This window comes from Arcanobacterium sp. (ex Cirak et al. 2026) (assembly GCF_053585065.1).
Window position 1 is genome coordinate 137,422 of record NZ_JBQJCE010000003.1, and the last position, 15,863, is coordinate 153,284.

The 15,863-nt window shown below is 54.9% G+C and carries 19 protein-coding genes; all 19 read left to right on the forward strand.

The window, feature by feature from the left end; translation table 11 throughout:
• Nucleotides 1–2 precede the first annotated feature (2 nt).
• The 19 genes from ACTOVJ_RS02980 to ACTOVJ_RS03070 all read left to right on the forward strand — a co-directional run bounded on the left by ACTOVJ_RS02980 (nt 3) and on the right by ACTOVJ_RS03070 (nt 15,781).
• Nucleotides 3–854: a GHMP family kinase ATP-binding protein gene (locus ACTOVJ_RS02980; protein WP_449501683.1), complete on the forward strand. Its 852-nt coding sequence runs from the start codon at nt 3–5 to the stop codon at nt 852–854.
• Nucleotides 855–1,015: 161 nt separating this feature from the next.
• Entirely contained in the window at nt 1,016–2,695 is a 1,680-nt protein-coding gene (gene rho / locus ACTOVJ_RS02985; RefSeq protein WP_449501682.1) for a transcription termination factor Rho, read from the forward strand.
• A 240-nt stretch (nt 2,696–2,935) separates the two neighbouring features.
• Entirely contained in the window at nt 2,936–3,148 is a 213-nt protein-coding gene (gene rpmE, locus ACTOVJ_RS02990; protein ID WP_449501681.1) for a 50S ribosomal protein L31, read from the forward strand.
• Nucleotides 3,149–3,306: 158 nt separating this feature from the next.
• On the forward strand, nt 3,307–4,413 hold the full coding sequence (gene prfA / locus ACTOVJ_RS02995) for a peptide chain release factor 1 (RefSeq protein ID WP_449501680.1): 1,107 nt from the start codon (nt 3,307–3,309) through the stop codon (nt 4,411–4,413).
• On the forward strand, nt 4,410–5,255 hold the full coding sequence (prmC, locus tag ACTOVJ_RS03000; protein ID WP_449503989.1) for a peptide chain release factor N(5)-glutamine methyltransferase: 846 nt from the start codon (nt 4,410–4,412) through the stop codon (nt 5,253–5,255). The genes prfA and prmC overlap by 4 nt, the downstream gene beginning before the upstream one ends.
• The gene (locus ACTOVJ_RS03005; RefSeq protein WP_449502932.1) at nt 5,252–5,878 is read left to right on the forward strand and encodes an L-threonylcarbamoyladenylate synthase; all 627 of its coding nucleotides are present in this window, start codon (nt 5,252–5,254) and stop codon (nt 5,876–5,878) included. The genes prmC and ACTOVJ_RS03005 overlap by 4 nt, the downstream gene beginning before the upstream one ends.
• Nucleotides 5,875–6,996, forward strand: coding sequence for an MraY family glycosyltransferase (locus ACTOVJ_RS03010; protein WP_449501677.1), 1,122 nt, complete (start codon nt 5,875–5,877; stop codon nt 6,994–6,996). Before ACTOVJ_RS03005 ends, ACTOVJ_RS03010 begins: the two co-directional genes overlap by 4 nt.
• Complete coding sequence (locus ACTOVJ_RS03015; protein WP_449503988.1) at nt 6,989–7,414, forward strand: hypothetical protein; 426 nt, start codon at nt 6,989–6,991, stop codon at nt 7,412–7,414. Before ACTOVJ_RS03010 ends, ACTOVJ_RS03015 begins: the two co-directional genes overlap by 8 nt.
• A 128-nt stretch (nt 7,415–7,542) precedes the next feature.
• Nucleotides 7,543–8,349: a F0F1 ATP synthase subunit A gene (gene atpB, locus ACTOVJ_RS03020; protein WP_449502934.1), complete on the forward strand. Its 807-nt coding sequence runs from the start codon at nt 7,543–7,545 to the stop codon at nt 8,347–8,349.
• Between the two features lie 25 nt (nt 8,350–8,374).
• Entirely contained in the window at nt 8,375–8,578 is a 204-nt protein-coding gene (atpE, locus tag ACTOVJ_RS03025) for an ATP synthase F0 subunit C (RefSeq protein ID WP_449501674.1), read from the forward strand.
• Nucleotides 8,578–9,138, forward strand: a complete 561-nt coding sequence (gene atpF, locus ACTOVJ_RS03030; protein ID WP_449501673.1) for a F0F1 ATP synthase subunit B — start codon at nt 8,578–8,580, stop codon at nt 9,136–9,138. The genes atpE and atpF overlap by 1 nt, the downstream gene beginning before the upstream one ends.
• Entirely contained in the window at nt 9,138–9,950 is an 813-nt protein-coding gene (locus ACTOVJ_RS03035) for a F0F1 ATP synthase subunit delta (protein ID WP_449501672.1), read from the forward strand. The genes atpF and ACTOVJ_RS03035 overlap by 1 nt, the downstream gene beginning before the upstream one ends.
• A gap of 34 nt (nt 9,951–9,984) precedes the next feature.
• Nucleotides 9,985–11,604, forward strand: coding sequence for a F0F1 ATP synthase subunit alpha (atpA, locus tag ACTOVJ_RS03040; protein ID WP_449501671.1), 1,620 nt, complete (start codon nt 9,985–9,987; stop codon nt 11,602–11,604).
• Between the two features lie 2 nt (nt 11,605–11,606).
• Nucleotides 11,607–12,497 (forward strand): F0F1 ATP synthase subunit gamma, encoded by an 891-nt coding sequence (locus tag ACTOVJ_RS03045; RefSeq protein ID WP_449501670.1) that lies wholly within the window; start codon nt 11,607–11,609, stop codon nt 12,495–12,497.
• A gap of 27 nt (nt 12,498–12,524) precedes the next feature.
• Complete coding sequence (gene atpD, locus ACTOVJ_RS03050) at nt 12,525–13,970, forward strand: F0F1 ATP synthase subunit beta (protein WP_449501669.1); 1,446 nt, start codon at nt 12,525–12,527, stop codon at nt 13,968–13,970.
• A complete protein-coding gene (locus tag ACTOVJ_RS03055) occupies nt 13,970–14,239 on the forward strand; it encodes a F0F1 ATP synthase subunit delta/epsilon (protein ID WP_449501668.1) in 270 nt (89 codons plus the stop codon). The genes atpD and ACTOVJ_RS03055 overlap by 1 nt, the downstream gene beginning before the upstream one ends.
• 2 nt (nt 14,240–14,241) lie before the next feature.
• Complete coding sequence (locus ACTOVJ_RS03060) at nt 14,242–14,646, forward strand: DUF2550 family protein (protein WP_449501667.1); 405 nt, start codon at nt 14,242–14,244, stop codon at nt 14,644–14,646.
• 149 nt (nt 14,647–14,795) lie between these two features.
• Nucleotides 14,796–15,491 carry an endonuclease NucS gene (nucS, locus tag ACTOVJ_RS03065; protein ID WP_449501666.1) on the forward strand — a complete coding sequence of 232 codons (696 nt, stop codon included), beginning with the start codon at nt 14,796–14,798 and terminating at the stop codon, nt 15,489–15,491.
• Entirely contained in the window at nt 15,491–15,781 is a 291-nt protein-coding gene (locus ACTOVJ_RS03070) for an Rv1322 family protein (protein ID WP_449502938.1), read from the forward strand. Before nucS ends, ACTOVJ_RS03070 begins: the two co-directional genes overlap by 1 nt.
• The last annotated feature ends 82 nt before the right edge of the window (nt 15,782–15,863 follow it).

Sequence of the window (15,863 nt, forward strand, 5' to 3'; positions counted from 1 at the left end):
GCATGAGACTCACCTCCGATTACGCGCGTGTTCGTGTTCCCGGTGTTGTGACGGGTTTTGGCCCTGGCCTTGACGCGATCGGAATCGCAGTTGATGTGTGGGACGAAGTGTCGGTGACTTTAACCACTGGAGCAACACGCGTCACCATCCTGGGCGAAGGCAATCGCACCCTTCCACGCGATCACTCTCATATGGTGGCACGTGCTCTCTCGCTTGCTCTTGAGAGTGTCGGAGCACCAGTTGCAGGATTTGATCTGGTGTGCCGCAATTCGATTCCACGCGGAGTTGGGCTCGGTGACGAAGCGGCTGAAGTTGTTGCTGGAATAGCATTGGCACGTGAGCTTTTGGAAGATCCTCACGCGCTCACCGACGACATCATGTTGCGCCTGGCTACAGAACTTATCGGCTCGCCGTCGGCGGCGGCAGCAGCGATTCGTGGTGGGGCGACTCTTGCCTGGGTCGAGCCTTCCGCAGTCAAATTGCGTGATCTCCAGATTGCTGATCAGCTGTCCATGGCACTGATGGTTCCACCGTCCGAGGGGCCGATGAATACCGACGTCGGTGGGGCTGACTCTGCGCTCCGAGCGGCGATGTTTGTCTATGCGCTGGCACACGAACCAACTCTGATTGCTGAGGCGACGCGTGGAGTCAATGCAAAGGGGCCGACAGTCGGTGAAAGTCTGCTGCGAGCTTTGCGTAACGCTGGCTGGCCAGCTGTGTGTACGGGAGGTGGGCCAGCACTGGTGGTTTTTGCTAAAGTTGCTCCTGCTATGGGGATGAGCTTGGCTGAATCGGGGATTAAACTGATTCGTACGTCGGTTGCTCCCGGTGTCCACCCCGTGTCCGGTAAGTGAACTCAGACAAAACCGTGCAACCGTTGGCACTCTATGTGTATAATCATTGACGTGGTAGGTCGTTGGCCAATTTCACATCCCACTGATGTTTTTCCAGTGGACTTCTCATTCCCCTTCTTTTCAGGCGGAATTTCCCTAATCTAGACCGAGGAAGGAACCTCGTGAGCGAAAATACTGAGCTCTCCACCATGAAACTTCCCGAGTTGAAGGCGCTTGCCTCCGAACTTGGAATTAAAATGCCAGCTCGTTCGAAGAAGGCTGATTATCAGTCGGCGATTGCTGAGCATCGTTCTGGCGCGAACCTGGAACGCACTGCCCACGTTGAAGAAACGTCCGTAGAGGCGCCCGTGGCTCTGAAGGCTGATGAAGCTGGTGGGGATCGTGTGGCACACCAAGCGGAGGGCCGTCGTCGTCGTGACCGTGGTCGCGGACGTAACCAGAGCTCACGAGCCGATCAAAGTGCCAAAGTTGAGTTGCCTGAACCGAAGGGCGATCACGCTCAAAAAGTTGCGATGAGCGACGAAGAGAAGAAGGCTGCTCTCGACGCCCTTGGTGAGGCTGCAGAGCGTCGCGCTTTCAACCGTGACGACGAGGAAAATTCCGGTCGTGGCCGTCGCGAGCGTACGCGTGGCCGCGGACGCGGTCGCAATCGTGAGAATCGCGAAAATACCACGAACGAGAACGCCAATGAGTCTGAAGAGGTCGTGATCCCCGTTGCTGGTATTTTCGACATCGACAACAACAACGCCTACCTGCGTACTGGCGGATACTTGCCCGGTAAGAACGATGCTTATGTCTCCCAGCAGATGGTGAAGAAGTATGGGCTTCGCCGTGGTGACGCTGTTCAAGGCAATGTTCGATCGCTTACCGATTCGCCGCGCGGGGGGCGCCGTCAGCACAAGTACAACCCGCTGGTGGAGATTACTGCGATTAACGGACTTGAGCCAGAAGTATCGGCTCAACGCCCGGAGTTCAACAAGCTCACCCCGCTTTACCCGAACGAGATGCTTCGCCTGGAAACTACACAGAATGCTCTCACTACTCGCATGATTGATTTGGTTGCTCCGATCGGTAAGGGGCAGCGTGGTCTGATTGTTTCTCCGCCAAAGGCTGGAAAAACTGTGGTGATGCAGCAGATCGCCATGGCGATTGCGAAGAATGACCCGAAGGTTCACATCATGATGGTGCTCGTCGATGAGCGTCCAGAAGAAGTGACCGATATGCAACGCCTGGTCAAGGGCGAAGTGATTGCATCGACCTTCGATCGCCCGGCATCGGATCACACCATCGTTGCTGAACTCGCTGTTGAGCGTGCGAAGCGTCTTGTCGAACTCGGCCAAGATGTTGTGATCCTACTTGATTCGCTCACACGTCTGTCGCGTGCCTACAATCTTGCGGCTCCGGCGTCGGGACGTATTCTCTCTGGTGGTGTTGATGCGGCGGCTCTCTACCCGCCCAAGCGTTTCTTCGGTGCAGCACGAAACATCGAAAATGGTGGTTCGCTGACTATTATCGCCTCTGCACTGGTGGAGACTGGCTCGAAGATGGACGAAGTGATCTTCGAAGAGTTTAAGGGCACCGGCAATATGGAGCTGCGCCTGTCGCGACAGCTAGCTGATCGTCGTATCTTCCCAGCTGTTGATGTTAACGCGTCGGGTACTCGACGCGAGGAGATGCTTTACAGCCCTGAGGTTCTGAAGACGATGTGGACGATGCGTCGTGCGCTGGGATCGTTGGATGTCCAAGAAGCGTCTGACTTCCTCCTGAAGCGATTGAAGAAGAGTGAGTCGAATGGCGAGTTCCTCATGTCCGTGATGCGATCGCTTTCGCAGCAAGGCTGACAGTCATCAGCGTGTTGCTGTGGCGGTCGTCGTTGGCCAATACGGCAACAGCTGGGAATCCTTATCATTTAGCGGATTTCTGGCGATCAATACCACATATGGCCCCTGGCTTATTCCAGGGGCCATATGTTTTAATGAGGTATCGGCTTCTGGTTCACCACACCATTTTATGCCTGCCCCCGGTTAGATGTCGGGATGGCGGTGTGGACCTAGGGCATGAACGATCCCCAAGGAGAAAGCATGAAGAAGGGCATTCACCCCGAATATCATGACATCACGGTGAGCTGCACCTGCGGCGCCACCTTTAGCACCCGTTCCACCTTCGATCGCGACGAATTGCGTATCGACGTGTGTTCAGCCTGTCACCCGTTCTACACGGGCAAGCAGAAGATTCTGGATACTGGTGGCCGTGTGGCCCGCTTTGAGGCTCGCTACGGCAAGCGAAAGAAGTGAGTTTTTCTTCGTCGAGGCGTCGGTTTCCCGGCGCCTCGATTTTATGTCTGCATCATGCAGGCCAAAGCGCGGTAGGCTTGTGCTAGTCAACCGACGCCGTGGCCTGGACGCGTCGACGTCGGGAAGTTGAGCGCTGGTGAGCGCGGTGAAAGGGAGATATGAGCGAGTTTCCGGCAGCGGACCTGATGGTTGCGGAGTACAAAGAGATTGAGGCTCAAATGGCCTCGGCCGAGGTGTTGGCTAATCCGGATAAGCTACGCAAACTTTCTCGGCGCTACTCCGAACTTGGCCGTGTTGTTAAACGCTTCAATCGGTGGTCGACAGCCAAAGCTGACCTTGCAGATACGAAAGAAATTGTTGATCTTGGTGGGGAAGACGCACAGACCTTTGCCGAGGAACTTCCGCGCCTTGAGGCTGAGCTTGCCGAGAGTGCGGATGCATTGCGTGATGCTCTGATTCCACGTGATCCTGATGATTCACGAGATGTGATCATCGAAGTCAAAGCCGGTGAAGGCGGCGAAGAATCTGCGTTGTTCGCAGGGGATCTTTTGCGCATGTATCAACGCTACGCCGAGCACATGGGTTGGGCCACACAAATTCTTTCGGCAACGTCGACAGATATGGGAGGCTACAAGGACGTCCAGATGGCTGTGAAAGCCAAGTCTGTTCCCGAAGATCCGGCAGATGGTGTCTGGGCGCATCTGAAGTTTGAAGCTGGTGTGCACCGTGTTCAGCGTGTTCCCGTGACCGAATCGCAGGGACGTATCCACACTTCCGCGGCCGGTGTCCTCGTGTTTGCCGAGGTGGACGAGCCCGAAGAAGTCCAACTCGATCCGAACGAATTGCGCATTGACGTCTACCGTTCTTCTGGCCCGGGTGGACAGAGCGTGAATACAACGGATTCTGCCGTCCGTATCACCCATTTGCCTACGGGAATCACCGTATCGATGCAGGATGAGAAATCGCAGATCAAGAACCGTGAAGCCGCGATGCGGATCCTTTTGGCGCGGTTGCGTCAAATGCAGCTTGAAGAGCAAGCAGCGAAGGAAGCGGATTTGCGCCGTAGTCAAGTGCGCACGGTGGATCGCTCAGAACGTATCCGCACGTACAACTTCCCAGAAAACCGTATTTCAGACCATCGCACGGGTTTCAAGGCATATAACCTTGACCAAGTCCTCAACGGGGCTCTTGATGATGTCATCACATCGCTTCGTGAAGCAGATGAAGTTGAACGTCTGGAAAATGCCTCCGAAGGCGGCGAATGAACTGGGCATACCTTGTTCGTCAGGCTGAAGATTTTCTTGCCGACGCCGGTGTTCCAGCTGGCCCCGATGCTCGACTCATCGCTGAGGAAGTGATCGGACGCAATCTGGTGTGTGTCGCTGATCAGGAACCGAGTATTGCTGAGCGTCAGCGCTACGATGACCTCATTTCCAGGCGTGCTACACGCGAGCCGCTTCAGCATGTCTTAGGGAAGATGTGGTTTCGCTATCTGGAACTGATTTCTCGCCCGGGTACTTTTATTGTTCGGCCAGAAACCGAGATGGTTGTTCAGTCGGGGCTGGATGCTATTGCACACCTTCCATCTCCTAGGGTTGTTGATCTGTGCACCGGCTCGGGTGCCATTGCACTTTCCATCGCAACGGAGTGCCCGACGTCGGCGGTGTGGGCAATCGAAAAAAGCGAGGAGGCATTCGCCGTTGCGCAGCAGAATAACAGTGCCTATGGCGATCGCGTGACGATGATTCACGGCGATGCACTTGAGTCGGCCTCGTTACTAGGGAGCGTGCTTGACGAGGGACCTTTTGATCTGGTGATCTCGAATCCGCCGTACGTACCTTCCGGACATCAATTGGACGTTGAGGCGCAAGCTGATCCGGCAATGGCGCTCTGGGGTGGGGGAGAAGAGGGACTCGATTTCCCATATGCCATCATCGATGTAGCGAGCGAACTTTTAGGCGAGGGCGGTATCCTCGTAATGGAACATGCTTCGGAGCAGTCTTCAGCGTTGGTGAGTGCAGCGGAGCACGCAGGTTTCCATGCCCACACAGGTCAAGATTTAACCGGGCGAGATCGTTTTCTATTCGCAATAAAGAAGGAAAAATGAGCATTTACACGGCAAACGATGAGTGGCTTGAGCCGACAAAGGAGGCGATTGCTGCGGGGAAAGTGATTTGCCTGCCGACGGACACTGTCTATGGTGTTGGTGCCGATGCCTTCAGCGTTGATGCCGTCACGGCATTGTTGGAAGCGAAGTCACGCACACGCCAAAAGCCACCTCCGGTTCTTGTTGCATCAATGGAACAAGCTCAATCTCTCGTCGAATCTGTGCCAGAAGCAGCACACAAACTTGCCCAGGAATTTTGGCCAGGAGCATTGACAATCATCCTTCCGGCAAAGCCGAGCATTGGATGGGATCTGGGTGAGACAAACGGGACCGTGGCATTGCGTATGCCGAACCACCCGATAGCGCTCGAACTTTTGGCCGCCGTCGGCCCGCTGGCTGTCACAAGTGCAAATGTCACTGGGCAGCCACCGGCAAACACTGTGCAAGAGGCACACGATTCACTGGGCGATTCGGTTGCTGTTTATCTCGACGCCGGTCGTGGCGGTGGCGGAGTGCCTTCGTCGATTGTTCGTTTCAATTCTCAAACCGAGATCGAATTGATCCGTGCTGGAGCGATTCCTGCTGAGGAGATTGAACGCGTGAGCGGATTGGCACTCGCGTGAGGGTCTATCTCCTCATTCTCTTTTTGGCTGCCGCCATTACGTACCTTCTTGTGCCGATTGTGCTGCGTGTGGCGCTTGCGACCGGCGCGATGACGCAAATCCGAGAGCGTGACGTTCACAAGGTTCCGATTGCCCGACTTGGTGGCGTGGCATTGTATCTCGGATTTGTGATGACGATCGTGATTGGCACTCAGATTCCTTATCTGCGTCCTGTCCTGTCAGCGTCGTCAGGAATCTGGGGCATTGTTGTCGGTGCAGGCGTCATGTGCCTGGTTGGGGTGATCGACGACATTTGGGAATTGTCATGGTATGCGAAACTAGCCGGCGAAATCATCGCTGCAGCAGTGATGGCGTGGTGGGGTGTTCAACTGGTCACGTTCCCGTTCTTCGGGCTGACTGTGGGAAGCGTGAGATTGACAATTTTCACCACGATTATTGTTGTTCTGATTGTGGCAAACGCTGTGAACTTTGTGGATGGGCTCGATGGTTTGGCGGCCGGAGTGGTCGGAATCGCGGCATTTTCTTTCTTTGTCTACACTTATTACCTCACGCGCGAAGTGAGTCCCGGCGATTACACATCAGTGGCGACTGCAGCAGTGGCAGCGTTGGTGGGAATCTGTGTCGGGTTCCTTCCGCATAATTTTCACCCCGCGAAGATCTTTATGGGTGATTCAGGTGCCTTGATGCTCGGAGCAATTATTGCGGGTGCCTCCATCTTGGTGACCGGACAGATCGATCCTGCCAATGTTTCGACTCCGCAAGCGATCCCGGCCTATATGCCGATTCTCTTGCCTGCGATGGTGCTGATCATTCCGATCATCGACCTCGTCTGGGCGGTTTTTCGCCGTTTGCGCCAGGGACGTTCGCCATTTTCGGCAGATTCGGGTCATCTCCATCACCGCCTGCTGCGCAGGGGTCATTCGCACACGTGGGCTGTTCTCGTGCTATACGGATGGACTGCCATTGTGTCATTCTCTGGCGTTGCGATTGTCGTGATTAATCGCTGGTGGGTGGCGGTTCCTATTGTGTTGGCGTTTGCGGGCGGGGTCTGGCTCACCAAAGGTGGCTTTGGTCGTGGAGTTCTTGTACGGCATGAGACATCGGTGACCCATGGATGAAGTGAAGGCAGGCGCTGGTCAGGCGAAACAACCGCACACTGGTGAGAGTTTTGAACGCGATATTCTCCTCGCACACTTGGCATTGAGCGTGGTGGTGAGTGTTCTGGGAGCCTGTCTTTGCGTATTTTCGTCTCCCGACGCCGGTGCACAGCTCGTGCTGGCAGGCGCTTTTTTCGCTCTCGCTGAGTTCGCAAGTCGTGGTGTCTGGGCACTTGTTGGTTCGGCGTCGGCGGTCGGAGCGGTAGGTGCGTATGGTATGCGTATTTTGGCGTTGTTTGGCGTGTGGATGTCGACTTCGTGGGGAGTGCTGAGCGTGGCGTCTTTTGGGGCTATGGTGGTGGTGTGTCTGGTTATCGACGTCGTCATTCTCACGTTGCGCCCCATCCCATTCGTGGAATCTGGGGCTAAAATTCGCTGAAAAATGCGGTGGAGATCGTATCAATATTTGTCAAGAGGAATCGCGTTCATTGGGTAACTCGGGTAGAGTTGTTCGGGTATAGGGCACAGACGCCCCGTGTCCACCCGTGAGCAGTTGGAGAATGATTCGTGATTAACGTTTTGAGCCTCGCCGCGTTACCGATCCTGGCTGAAGGATTTGAGCCGCCTACCTTTGATCACGAGTTCAATCCCGCTCCGCTTCTTTTTGCAGGGACGCCTTTTGAGCTCAATCGTATTCTGGCGATTCGTCTCATCTCAGCTTTAGTTCTCATGGCAATTATGGTGGTCTACGCCAAGCGTGCCAAGCTCGTGCCGTCCAAGGTGCAGGCATCTATCGAAGTCTTGATGGACTTTGCCAAGGTGAATGTTGGTGATTCCATTCTTGGGACAGAAGAGGGGCGCAAATACCAGCCTCTGCTGCTGACAATCTTCCTTGGAATTTTTTTCATGAATATTACGGGCGTGATTCCTGGACTACAAATTGCTGGTACTTCATTGGTTGGCATGCCATTGATCTACGCCGTCGTGGCGTATATTGCGTTTGTGGTCGCTGGTGTGAAGGCGCGCGGTCCGAAATATTTCCTTGAACAGGTTGCTCCTGCCGGTCTGCCTAAGCCTTTGTACGTGATTATTGTTCCGATTGAACTGGTGTCAACCTTCGTGATCCGTCCAATCACTCTTGCGGTTCGTCTTCTTGCGAATATGATGGCTGGCCACTTCGTTTTGGCGTTGTGCTTCGTCGGAACTCACTACCTCTTCTTTGCTATGGGTGGCATCGGGTATGCCATCGCTCCCATCACTCTTCTCGGTGGCATTATCTACGTTGTCTTCGAGATTTTCATCGCTGCACTGCAGGCCTATATTTTTGCGATTTTGACTGCCGTGTACATCTCCCTGTCCGTCTCAGAGCACTGAGATCAAGAGAAAAGGATAAGAAAAAATGACTGGATCCATCGCTACCATCGGTTACGGTCTTGCAGCAATCGGCCCGGGCATTGGCGTCGGCCTCATTGGTGCAAAGAACCAGGAAGCTACGGCTCGCCAGCCTGAGATTGCCGGCCTCCTGCGTACCAACATGATTATCGCAATTTCCTTCACCGAGGCTCTGGGCCTCCTCGGTCTCGCGGCAGGCTTCATTCTCTGATGTTGTCCACGGTTATTCTCGCCGCGGAGGGCAAATCTAATCCGTTGCTACCGGCTTTACCAGATCTGATCTGGGGCACAATCGCCTTCATTATCGTGGCGGTTGCTGTCTATAAGTATGGCTGGCCAGCGTTTTCGGACATGCTCGAAGAACGTGCAACCAAGATCGAACGCGGTCTTGAGGCTGCCGATCGTGCGCGCCAACAAATTGCGGATGAACGCAAGGTGCTTGACAACGAGCTGCAAGAGGTCCACCGCGAAGCTGCTGATATTCGAGAGCGCGCTCAATCCAACGCAAACTCGATTGTGGCGGATGCCCAGAACAAGGCGAAGGATGAGGCGGCGTCGATTCTCGATGCCAATCAGCGTCGCATTATTGCTGAGACTGAAACTGCTTCGCGCGCCTTGCGTTCGCAAATCGGTGCTGTAGCAACTGAGCTGGCCGGACGTATCGTTGGTGAAGCGTTGACTGATCAAGCGCTCGCTTCGCGAGTCATTGATCGTTTCCTTGACGAATTGGAAACCTCGGCGACTGCCAAGGTGAGCGTAAAGGAATCCTGATGCGTATCACCAGTGAAAAGTCCCTCGCTCGCGGTCTCGATCGCTGGGAAACATTGCTCGCAGAGCACGCGTCGGATGAAGTGAAGTTCGCCGATGAGATTTTCTCAGTTGCTGCTCTTCTTCGAGGCTCGGCCGCATTGAACGCTTCCTTGCAGGAACTTACCCGCAGTGCTGATGCGCGTGCGACCCTTGCTCGCGAGGTGCTTACTGGCAAGGTAACGGAAGAAGTCAACGAACTCGTTCAGGGATTGGCTCGTGACACGTGGTCAGAACTGAATGATCTGAGCGAAGCATTAGATGCTATTGGTGTTGACACTCTTTTGATCGGTGCTGCCCGTGAAGGGCTCCTCCAGGAGACAGAGGAACAGCTTTACCAATTTTCCCGTATGCTCCACTCGCAACGCGATTTGCGCGTGACTCTTTCGGATCGTTCCTATGACGTGGCTTCGCGAAGCCAGCTTGCACACTCAGTGCTTGGTTCTGGCAATGCGTATACACAGGCTCTCGTCGAAGAAGCAGTGACCCGGACGAACCACCGTGCACTGACGGCGTCGGTACGGGACTTCGTCGATGCTGCGGCTGCGCGTGCTCATCAGCAAGTTGCTGCGGTTGTGTCGGTGATCCCGTTGAGTGCAGCGCAAGAGGAACGTTTGGCACAGATTCTCGGCCGCATGTACGGTGCCGAAATCCGTATCCATACCTCCATCGATCCCACGATTGTTGGTGGGCTTCGAATCATGATCGGCGACGACGTCATCGATGGCACTCTTGCCACGCGTCTGAACCACGTGCGAACTGAAATGACAAAGTGACAACGCGGGTAACCGCAGTAGTGAAGGAAGAGGAATGGCTGAACTGACTATCCGGCCAGACGAGATCCGGGCAGCTCTGGATAACTTCGTCAGCTCCTACGAGCCGGCGAAGGTGGCCAGCGACGAAGTTGGCCACGTTACCGAGACTGCCGATGGTATCGCCCATGTTGAGGGCCTGCCGGGCGCAATGGCAAACGAGCTGCTGAAGTTTGAAGATGGCACGCTCGGCCTGGCAATGAACTTGGAAGAACGCGAAATTGGCGTTGTTGTTCTCGGTGATTTCTCCGGGATTGCGGAAGGCATGGAAGTGCACCGCACCGGTGAAGTTCTTTCCGTACCTGTTGGCGAAGGCTACCTGGGACGCGTAGTGGATCCGCTTGGCGCGCCCATCGACGGCCTCGGTGAGATCTCCGACGTCGAAGGACGCCGTGCGCTTGAGCTTCAGGCTCCAGGAGTCATGATGCGTAAGTCGGTCCACGAGCCGCTCCAGACCGGTATCAAGGCAATCGACGCAATGATCCCGATCGGCCGTGGTCAGCGCCAGCTCATTATTGGTGATCGCAAGACTGGCAAGACTGCTCTGGCTGTCGATACGATTCTCAATCAGAAGGCGAACTGGGAAAGCGGCGATCCGCAAAAGCAGGTTCGCTGTATCTATGTGGCAATTGGGCAGAAGGGCTCGACTATCGCGGAGGTTCGCTCCACACTGGAAAAGAACGGTGCTCTTGCCTACACCACAATCGTTGCTGCGCCCGCCTCAGATTCGGCAGGTTTCAAGTACCTTGCGCCATACACCGGTTCAGCGATTGGCCAGCACTGGATGTATTCAGGCAAGCACGTTTTGATCGTGTTCGACGATCTGTCCAAACAAGCTGAAGCGTACCGAAGCGTGTCTCTTCTTCTTCGTCGTCCTCCGGGGCGCGAGGCTTATCCTGGCGATGTTTTCTACCTTCATTCTCGCCTACTTGAACGTTGTGCGAAGCTCTCTGACGAACTCGGTGGGGGTTCGATGACAGGTCTTCCAATCATTGAAACCAAGGCAAACGACGTCTCGGCATACATTCCAACCAATGTCATTTCGATTACTGATGGACAGATCTTCCTCCAGTCGGATCTGTTCAACTCGAACCAGCGCCCTGCTGTGGACGTAGGTATTTCGGTGTCCCGAGTCGGAGGCGACGCTCAGATCAAGGCAATGAAGAAGGTTGCCGGTACGCTTAAGATCACTTTGGCGCAGTACCGTGCCCAGGCCGCATTTGCAATGTTCGCCTCGGATCTTGATGCCGCTACCCGCCAGCAGCTCACTCGAGGTGAGCGCCTCATGGAGCTTCTTAAGCAGCCGCAGTACACCCCGTATGCAGTTGAAGATCAAATCGTGAGTGTTTGGGCTGGGACAAACGGCTATCTCGATCAGATCCCGGTTGATCTCGTTCACAAGTTCGAGCATGGACTTCTGAGCTATCTTCGTTCCAACACCTCGGTGCTTGGTGACCTTGCGTCTGGTGCGAAGCTCGACGAGGTTGAGGAATCGTTGCGTCACGGTGTGGAGGCATTCCAAAAGGAATTCCTTTACACCAATGAAGCAGAGCTTGATAACGAGCCCGTTGAGGCGACTAAGTCGCAAGAGCAGCTTGTGCGCGGTAAGCGAGGCTGACAGTGTCCGGAGCACAGCGAGTTTACAAGCAGAAGATCAGGGCCACAGGCACCCTTGAAAAAGTCTTCCGTGCGATGGAGCTGATTGCAGCTTCACGTATCGGCAAGGCGAAAAATCGTGCCCTGGCTCAGGATCCGTACACGCGTGCGCTCACTGAATCGATCGAACTCGTCTCCGCTCATGCGCGTGACAACCATCCGATGCTCAACGAGCGCCACGATACGAATCGTGTGGCGATCCTCGTCGTAACCTCAGATCGAGGCATGGCGGGGGCATACTCGTCGAACGTTCTTCGAGCAACGGAGAAACTGATTGACGACCTGCGTGAGGACGGCAAGCATCCGGAGCTGTACGTTTTCGGACGACGCGGTGAAAGTTACTTCCGTTTCCGCGGTGTTCAGATCGAGAAGTCGTGGGAAGGCGAATCAGACAAGCCAAGTGCAGACACCTCGGCTGAGATTGCTGAGGAACTCCAAAGGCGCTTCCTTGCTGATAGCCATGACGGCGGTGTTGCTGAAGTACACGTGGTCTTTACCCGATTCGAATCGATGGTGAAGCAGTCAGTGGAGGTTCGTCGTATGCTGCCTCTCGCCGTTGTCGATTCACAGGAATCGGAACACGATCCAGAAGCCCTCTACGAGTATGAACCGAGTGCAGAGGAAGTCTTCGAAGCGCTCCTGCCAATGTACGTGAACCAGCGAGTGCATTCTGTACTCCTGCTCGCGGCAGCTTCAGAGCTTTCGAGCCGACAGCAAGCCATGCATTCGGCGACAGAGAACGCTCAAGATCTCATCCGCAACTACACGAGGTTGGCGAACAACGCTCGACAGAGCGAGATCACCACCGAAATCACCGAAATTATCTCAGGCGCGGACAGCCTGAAAAATGGCTAAGACCAGCCTGACAAGTGAGGAAAGATAATGACCGAAAAGGAAGTTTCCACTGGACGGATCGTCTCGGTGGTCGGCGCCGTCGTCGACGTCGAGTTCCCGCCGGATGCACTCCCGGAGATCAACAACGCCCTGACCACTGAGGTGAACCTCGATTCGCAGGGTGAAGGGGAATCTTCGTACACGATGACTCTCGAAGTCGCGCAGCACCTCGGTGATTCAGTGGTACGAACGATCGCAATGAAGCCGACTGATGGCCTTGTTCGCGGTGCAACGGTGACTGATACGGGTGCCCCGATTTCGGTTCCCGTTGGTGATGCTACGAAGGGCCATGTCTTCAACGTGGTTGGCGAACCATTGAACCTCAAAGACGGTGAGCAGTTCGAGGTGACCGAGCGTTGGCCGATCCACCGCAAGGCGCCAAATTTTGATCAACTTGAGCCTGAGACCAAGATGTTCCAAACGGGTATCAAGGTGATCGACCTTCTGACCCCCTATGTTCAGGGTGGAAAGATTGGTCTGTTTGGTGGCGCAGGCGTGGGTAAGACCGTTCTGATCCAGGAAATGATTCAGCGAGTCGCACAGGATCACGGTGGCGTGTCAGTGTTCGCTGGCGTTGGTGAACGCACCCGTGAAGGTAACGATCTCATCCACGAAATGGAAGACGCAGGCGTTCTGGATAAGACTGCCCTGGTGTTCGGTCAGATGGACGAGCCGCCGGGGGTGCGTCTGCGCATCGCACTGTCGGGTTTGACGATGGCGGAATATTTCCGTGATGTTCAGAACCAGGACGTATTGCTCTTCATCGACAACATCTTCCGCTTCACCCAGGCAGGTTCAGAAGTGTCGACCCTTCTGGGGCGTATGCCGTCGGCCGTGGGTTACCAGCCGACGCTTGCGGATGAGATGGGCGCTCTCCAGGAGCGAATCACTTCGACCCGTGGCCACTCGATTACTTCGCTCCAGGCAATTTATGTTCCTGCTGACGATTACACCGATCCGGCTCCGGCAACGACGTTTGCTCACTTGGATGCGACAACAGAACTTTCCCGTGAAATTGCTTCGCGTGGTCTGTATCCGGCTGTGGATCCGTTGGCATCGTCCTCGCGCATCCTCGATCCGCAGTATGTTGGTCAGGCTCACTACGACGTGGCGACCTCTGTCAAGGCCATTCTTCAGAAGAATAAGGAACTCCAGGACATTATTTCAATTCTGGGTGTTGATGAACTCTCCGAAGAGGACAAGGTTACCGTGGCACGTGCCCGTCGTATCCAGCAGTACCTCTCGCAGAACACCTACACTGCTGTGAAGTTCACTGGTGTGGAAGGTTCGACCGTGCCCATCGACGAAACCGTCGAGGCATTCCGTCGTATTGTTGACGGCGAATACGATCATGTTCCGGAGCAGGCATTCTTCAATATCGGTGGTATCGACGATATTGAGAAGGCTTACAAGAAGATTCAGGCGGAGAGCTGATGCAACTTCAGGTGGTTGCTCGAACAGGCGAGCTTTACTCAGGTGAGGTTTCTTCGGTCACTTTGCCTTCATATGAAGGCGATATGACTATCCTCCCTGGACACACCCCAGTGCTGGCTGTGCTGGTTCCGGGAACGGTTCGTTACCGTACAACCACAGACCAGGGCGAGATCGAAACTACTCGCGGTTTTGTCACGGTTGATCATGACAAGGTTCTTGTTGTCGTTGACGGACGCCGCGGCGAAGAAGTTGATCCGACGGAGCTCTGACGATGGGCTATTTGGGGTACGTGATCGTCATTGCCATCCTTCTTGTGGGGATTGGAATTCTGGGATTCTACGTGTGGCGTTTGCGTCGTGTACTTTCGCGGCGCGGGTCGTTTCAGGCGGTTGTCCGTCAAAGCGGCCATGAACGCTGGCACAGGGGAGTGGCAGTCTTTGAAAGATTCCAGATCGATTGGTACCCGAGCAGGTCTTTGAGATTTGCTGCGTCACAGACCTGGAAACGTTCAGATATCGAACTCGAAGTCCATCCTGAAACGACGTCTGATCTTCAGGTCGTCAAGTTCGAGACTCCGAGGGGAACCTGGTACATGGCCTCAACTCCGGTGGCGGTCGCTGCGATTGTCTCGTGGATGGATGCCGCCCCTCCGGTGGAGGAGCCGACTGACTGGTAACAGACGATGGGAAGGTGGGAGCGCGAAACTGCTCCCACCTTCCCATCTCTCTGCCGACGGTCGTTCTGATAGTGACCCGAAATTGTTGCCTGCCACATGGGATGACTTATGTGTGCCTGGTATCGTGGCATTCCGGGAGGAGAAGAAGTATGCGTGTTGTTATTGCCGAGTGTTCGGTTGATTATTCTGGGCGTCTGGATGCGCACCTTGATCGTGCGAAGAGACTACTGATCGTCAAACCTGACGGTGGTGTCATGGTTCATTCAGACGGCGGATCGTATAAGCCGTTGAACTGGATGAGTGCGCCGTGTACCACTCGAGTCCTTGAGCCAGACGAGGAACAGGCCAGTGTTGGTATTACGTCTGTGTGGCGAGTCGATCACGACAAAACGAACGATGCACTTGTCATTTCTTTCTATGACATATCACTCGACTACGAGGAGGAACTGGGCGAAGAGCCGGGTCTTGTCAAAGACGGCGTCGAGGCTCATCTCCAGGAACTTTTGGCATCTCAGACGAATGCACTAGGAACAAATCTGCGTCTCATTCGCCGTGAGTATCCGACTGCAATTGGTCCGGTCGATCTTATGTTGATTGATTCAGCGGGTACCCACATTGCTGTTGAGGTCAAGCGCCGTGGAGAGATTGACGGCGTTGAGCAACTTACGCGTTACTTGGATTTGCTTGGGCGAGATTCCACTCTCCAGCCACTTCGAGGAATTTTTGCGGCACAGGAGATTAAACCTCAAGCGCGTGTCCTCGCTGAAGATCGTGGTATCGAATGTGTTGTTGTTGATTACGATGCTCTGCGCGGCTTAGATGATGCTGAGGATCGGCTTTTCTGATGCGCAGGTCAAAGAAATATGACCGCGAATTTCGCCCGCTCAATACTCATGCGCTGATGGGATACACACGCTACGAAATTCGCGGAGGCCTTGAGTACAAGGTTCATCACATCAAATCGGCAGCGAAAGAGTATATCTGCCCTGGCTGTGGAGGGCGTATTCTTACAGGAGAACCTCACGAGGTAGCCTGGACTGAAGAACATCTCATGGGCGCTCGGGCAGGTCAAGAAGCCCGCCGCCACTGGCATACCTCATGTTGGACAGCGCGAGGCGGACAAGGCCGCTGGTAATACGTGAGAGAAATGTTGGGGTGGGGGTTGGTTTGTGGCGCGGGGGGGGGGGACACCACCCCCCCCCCCCCCCAGAAATGGA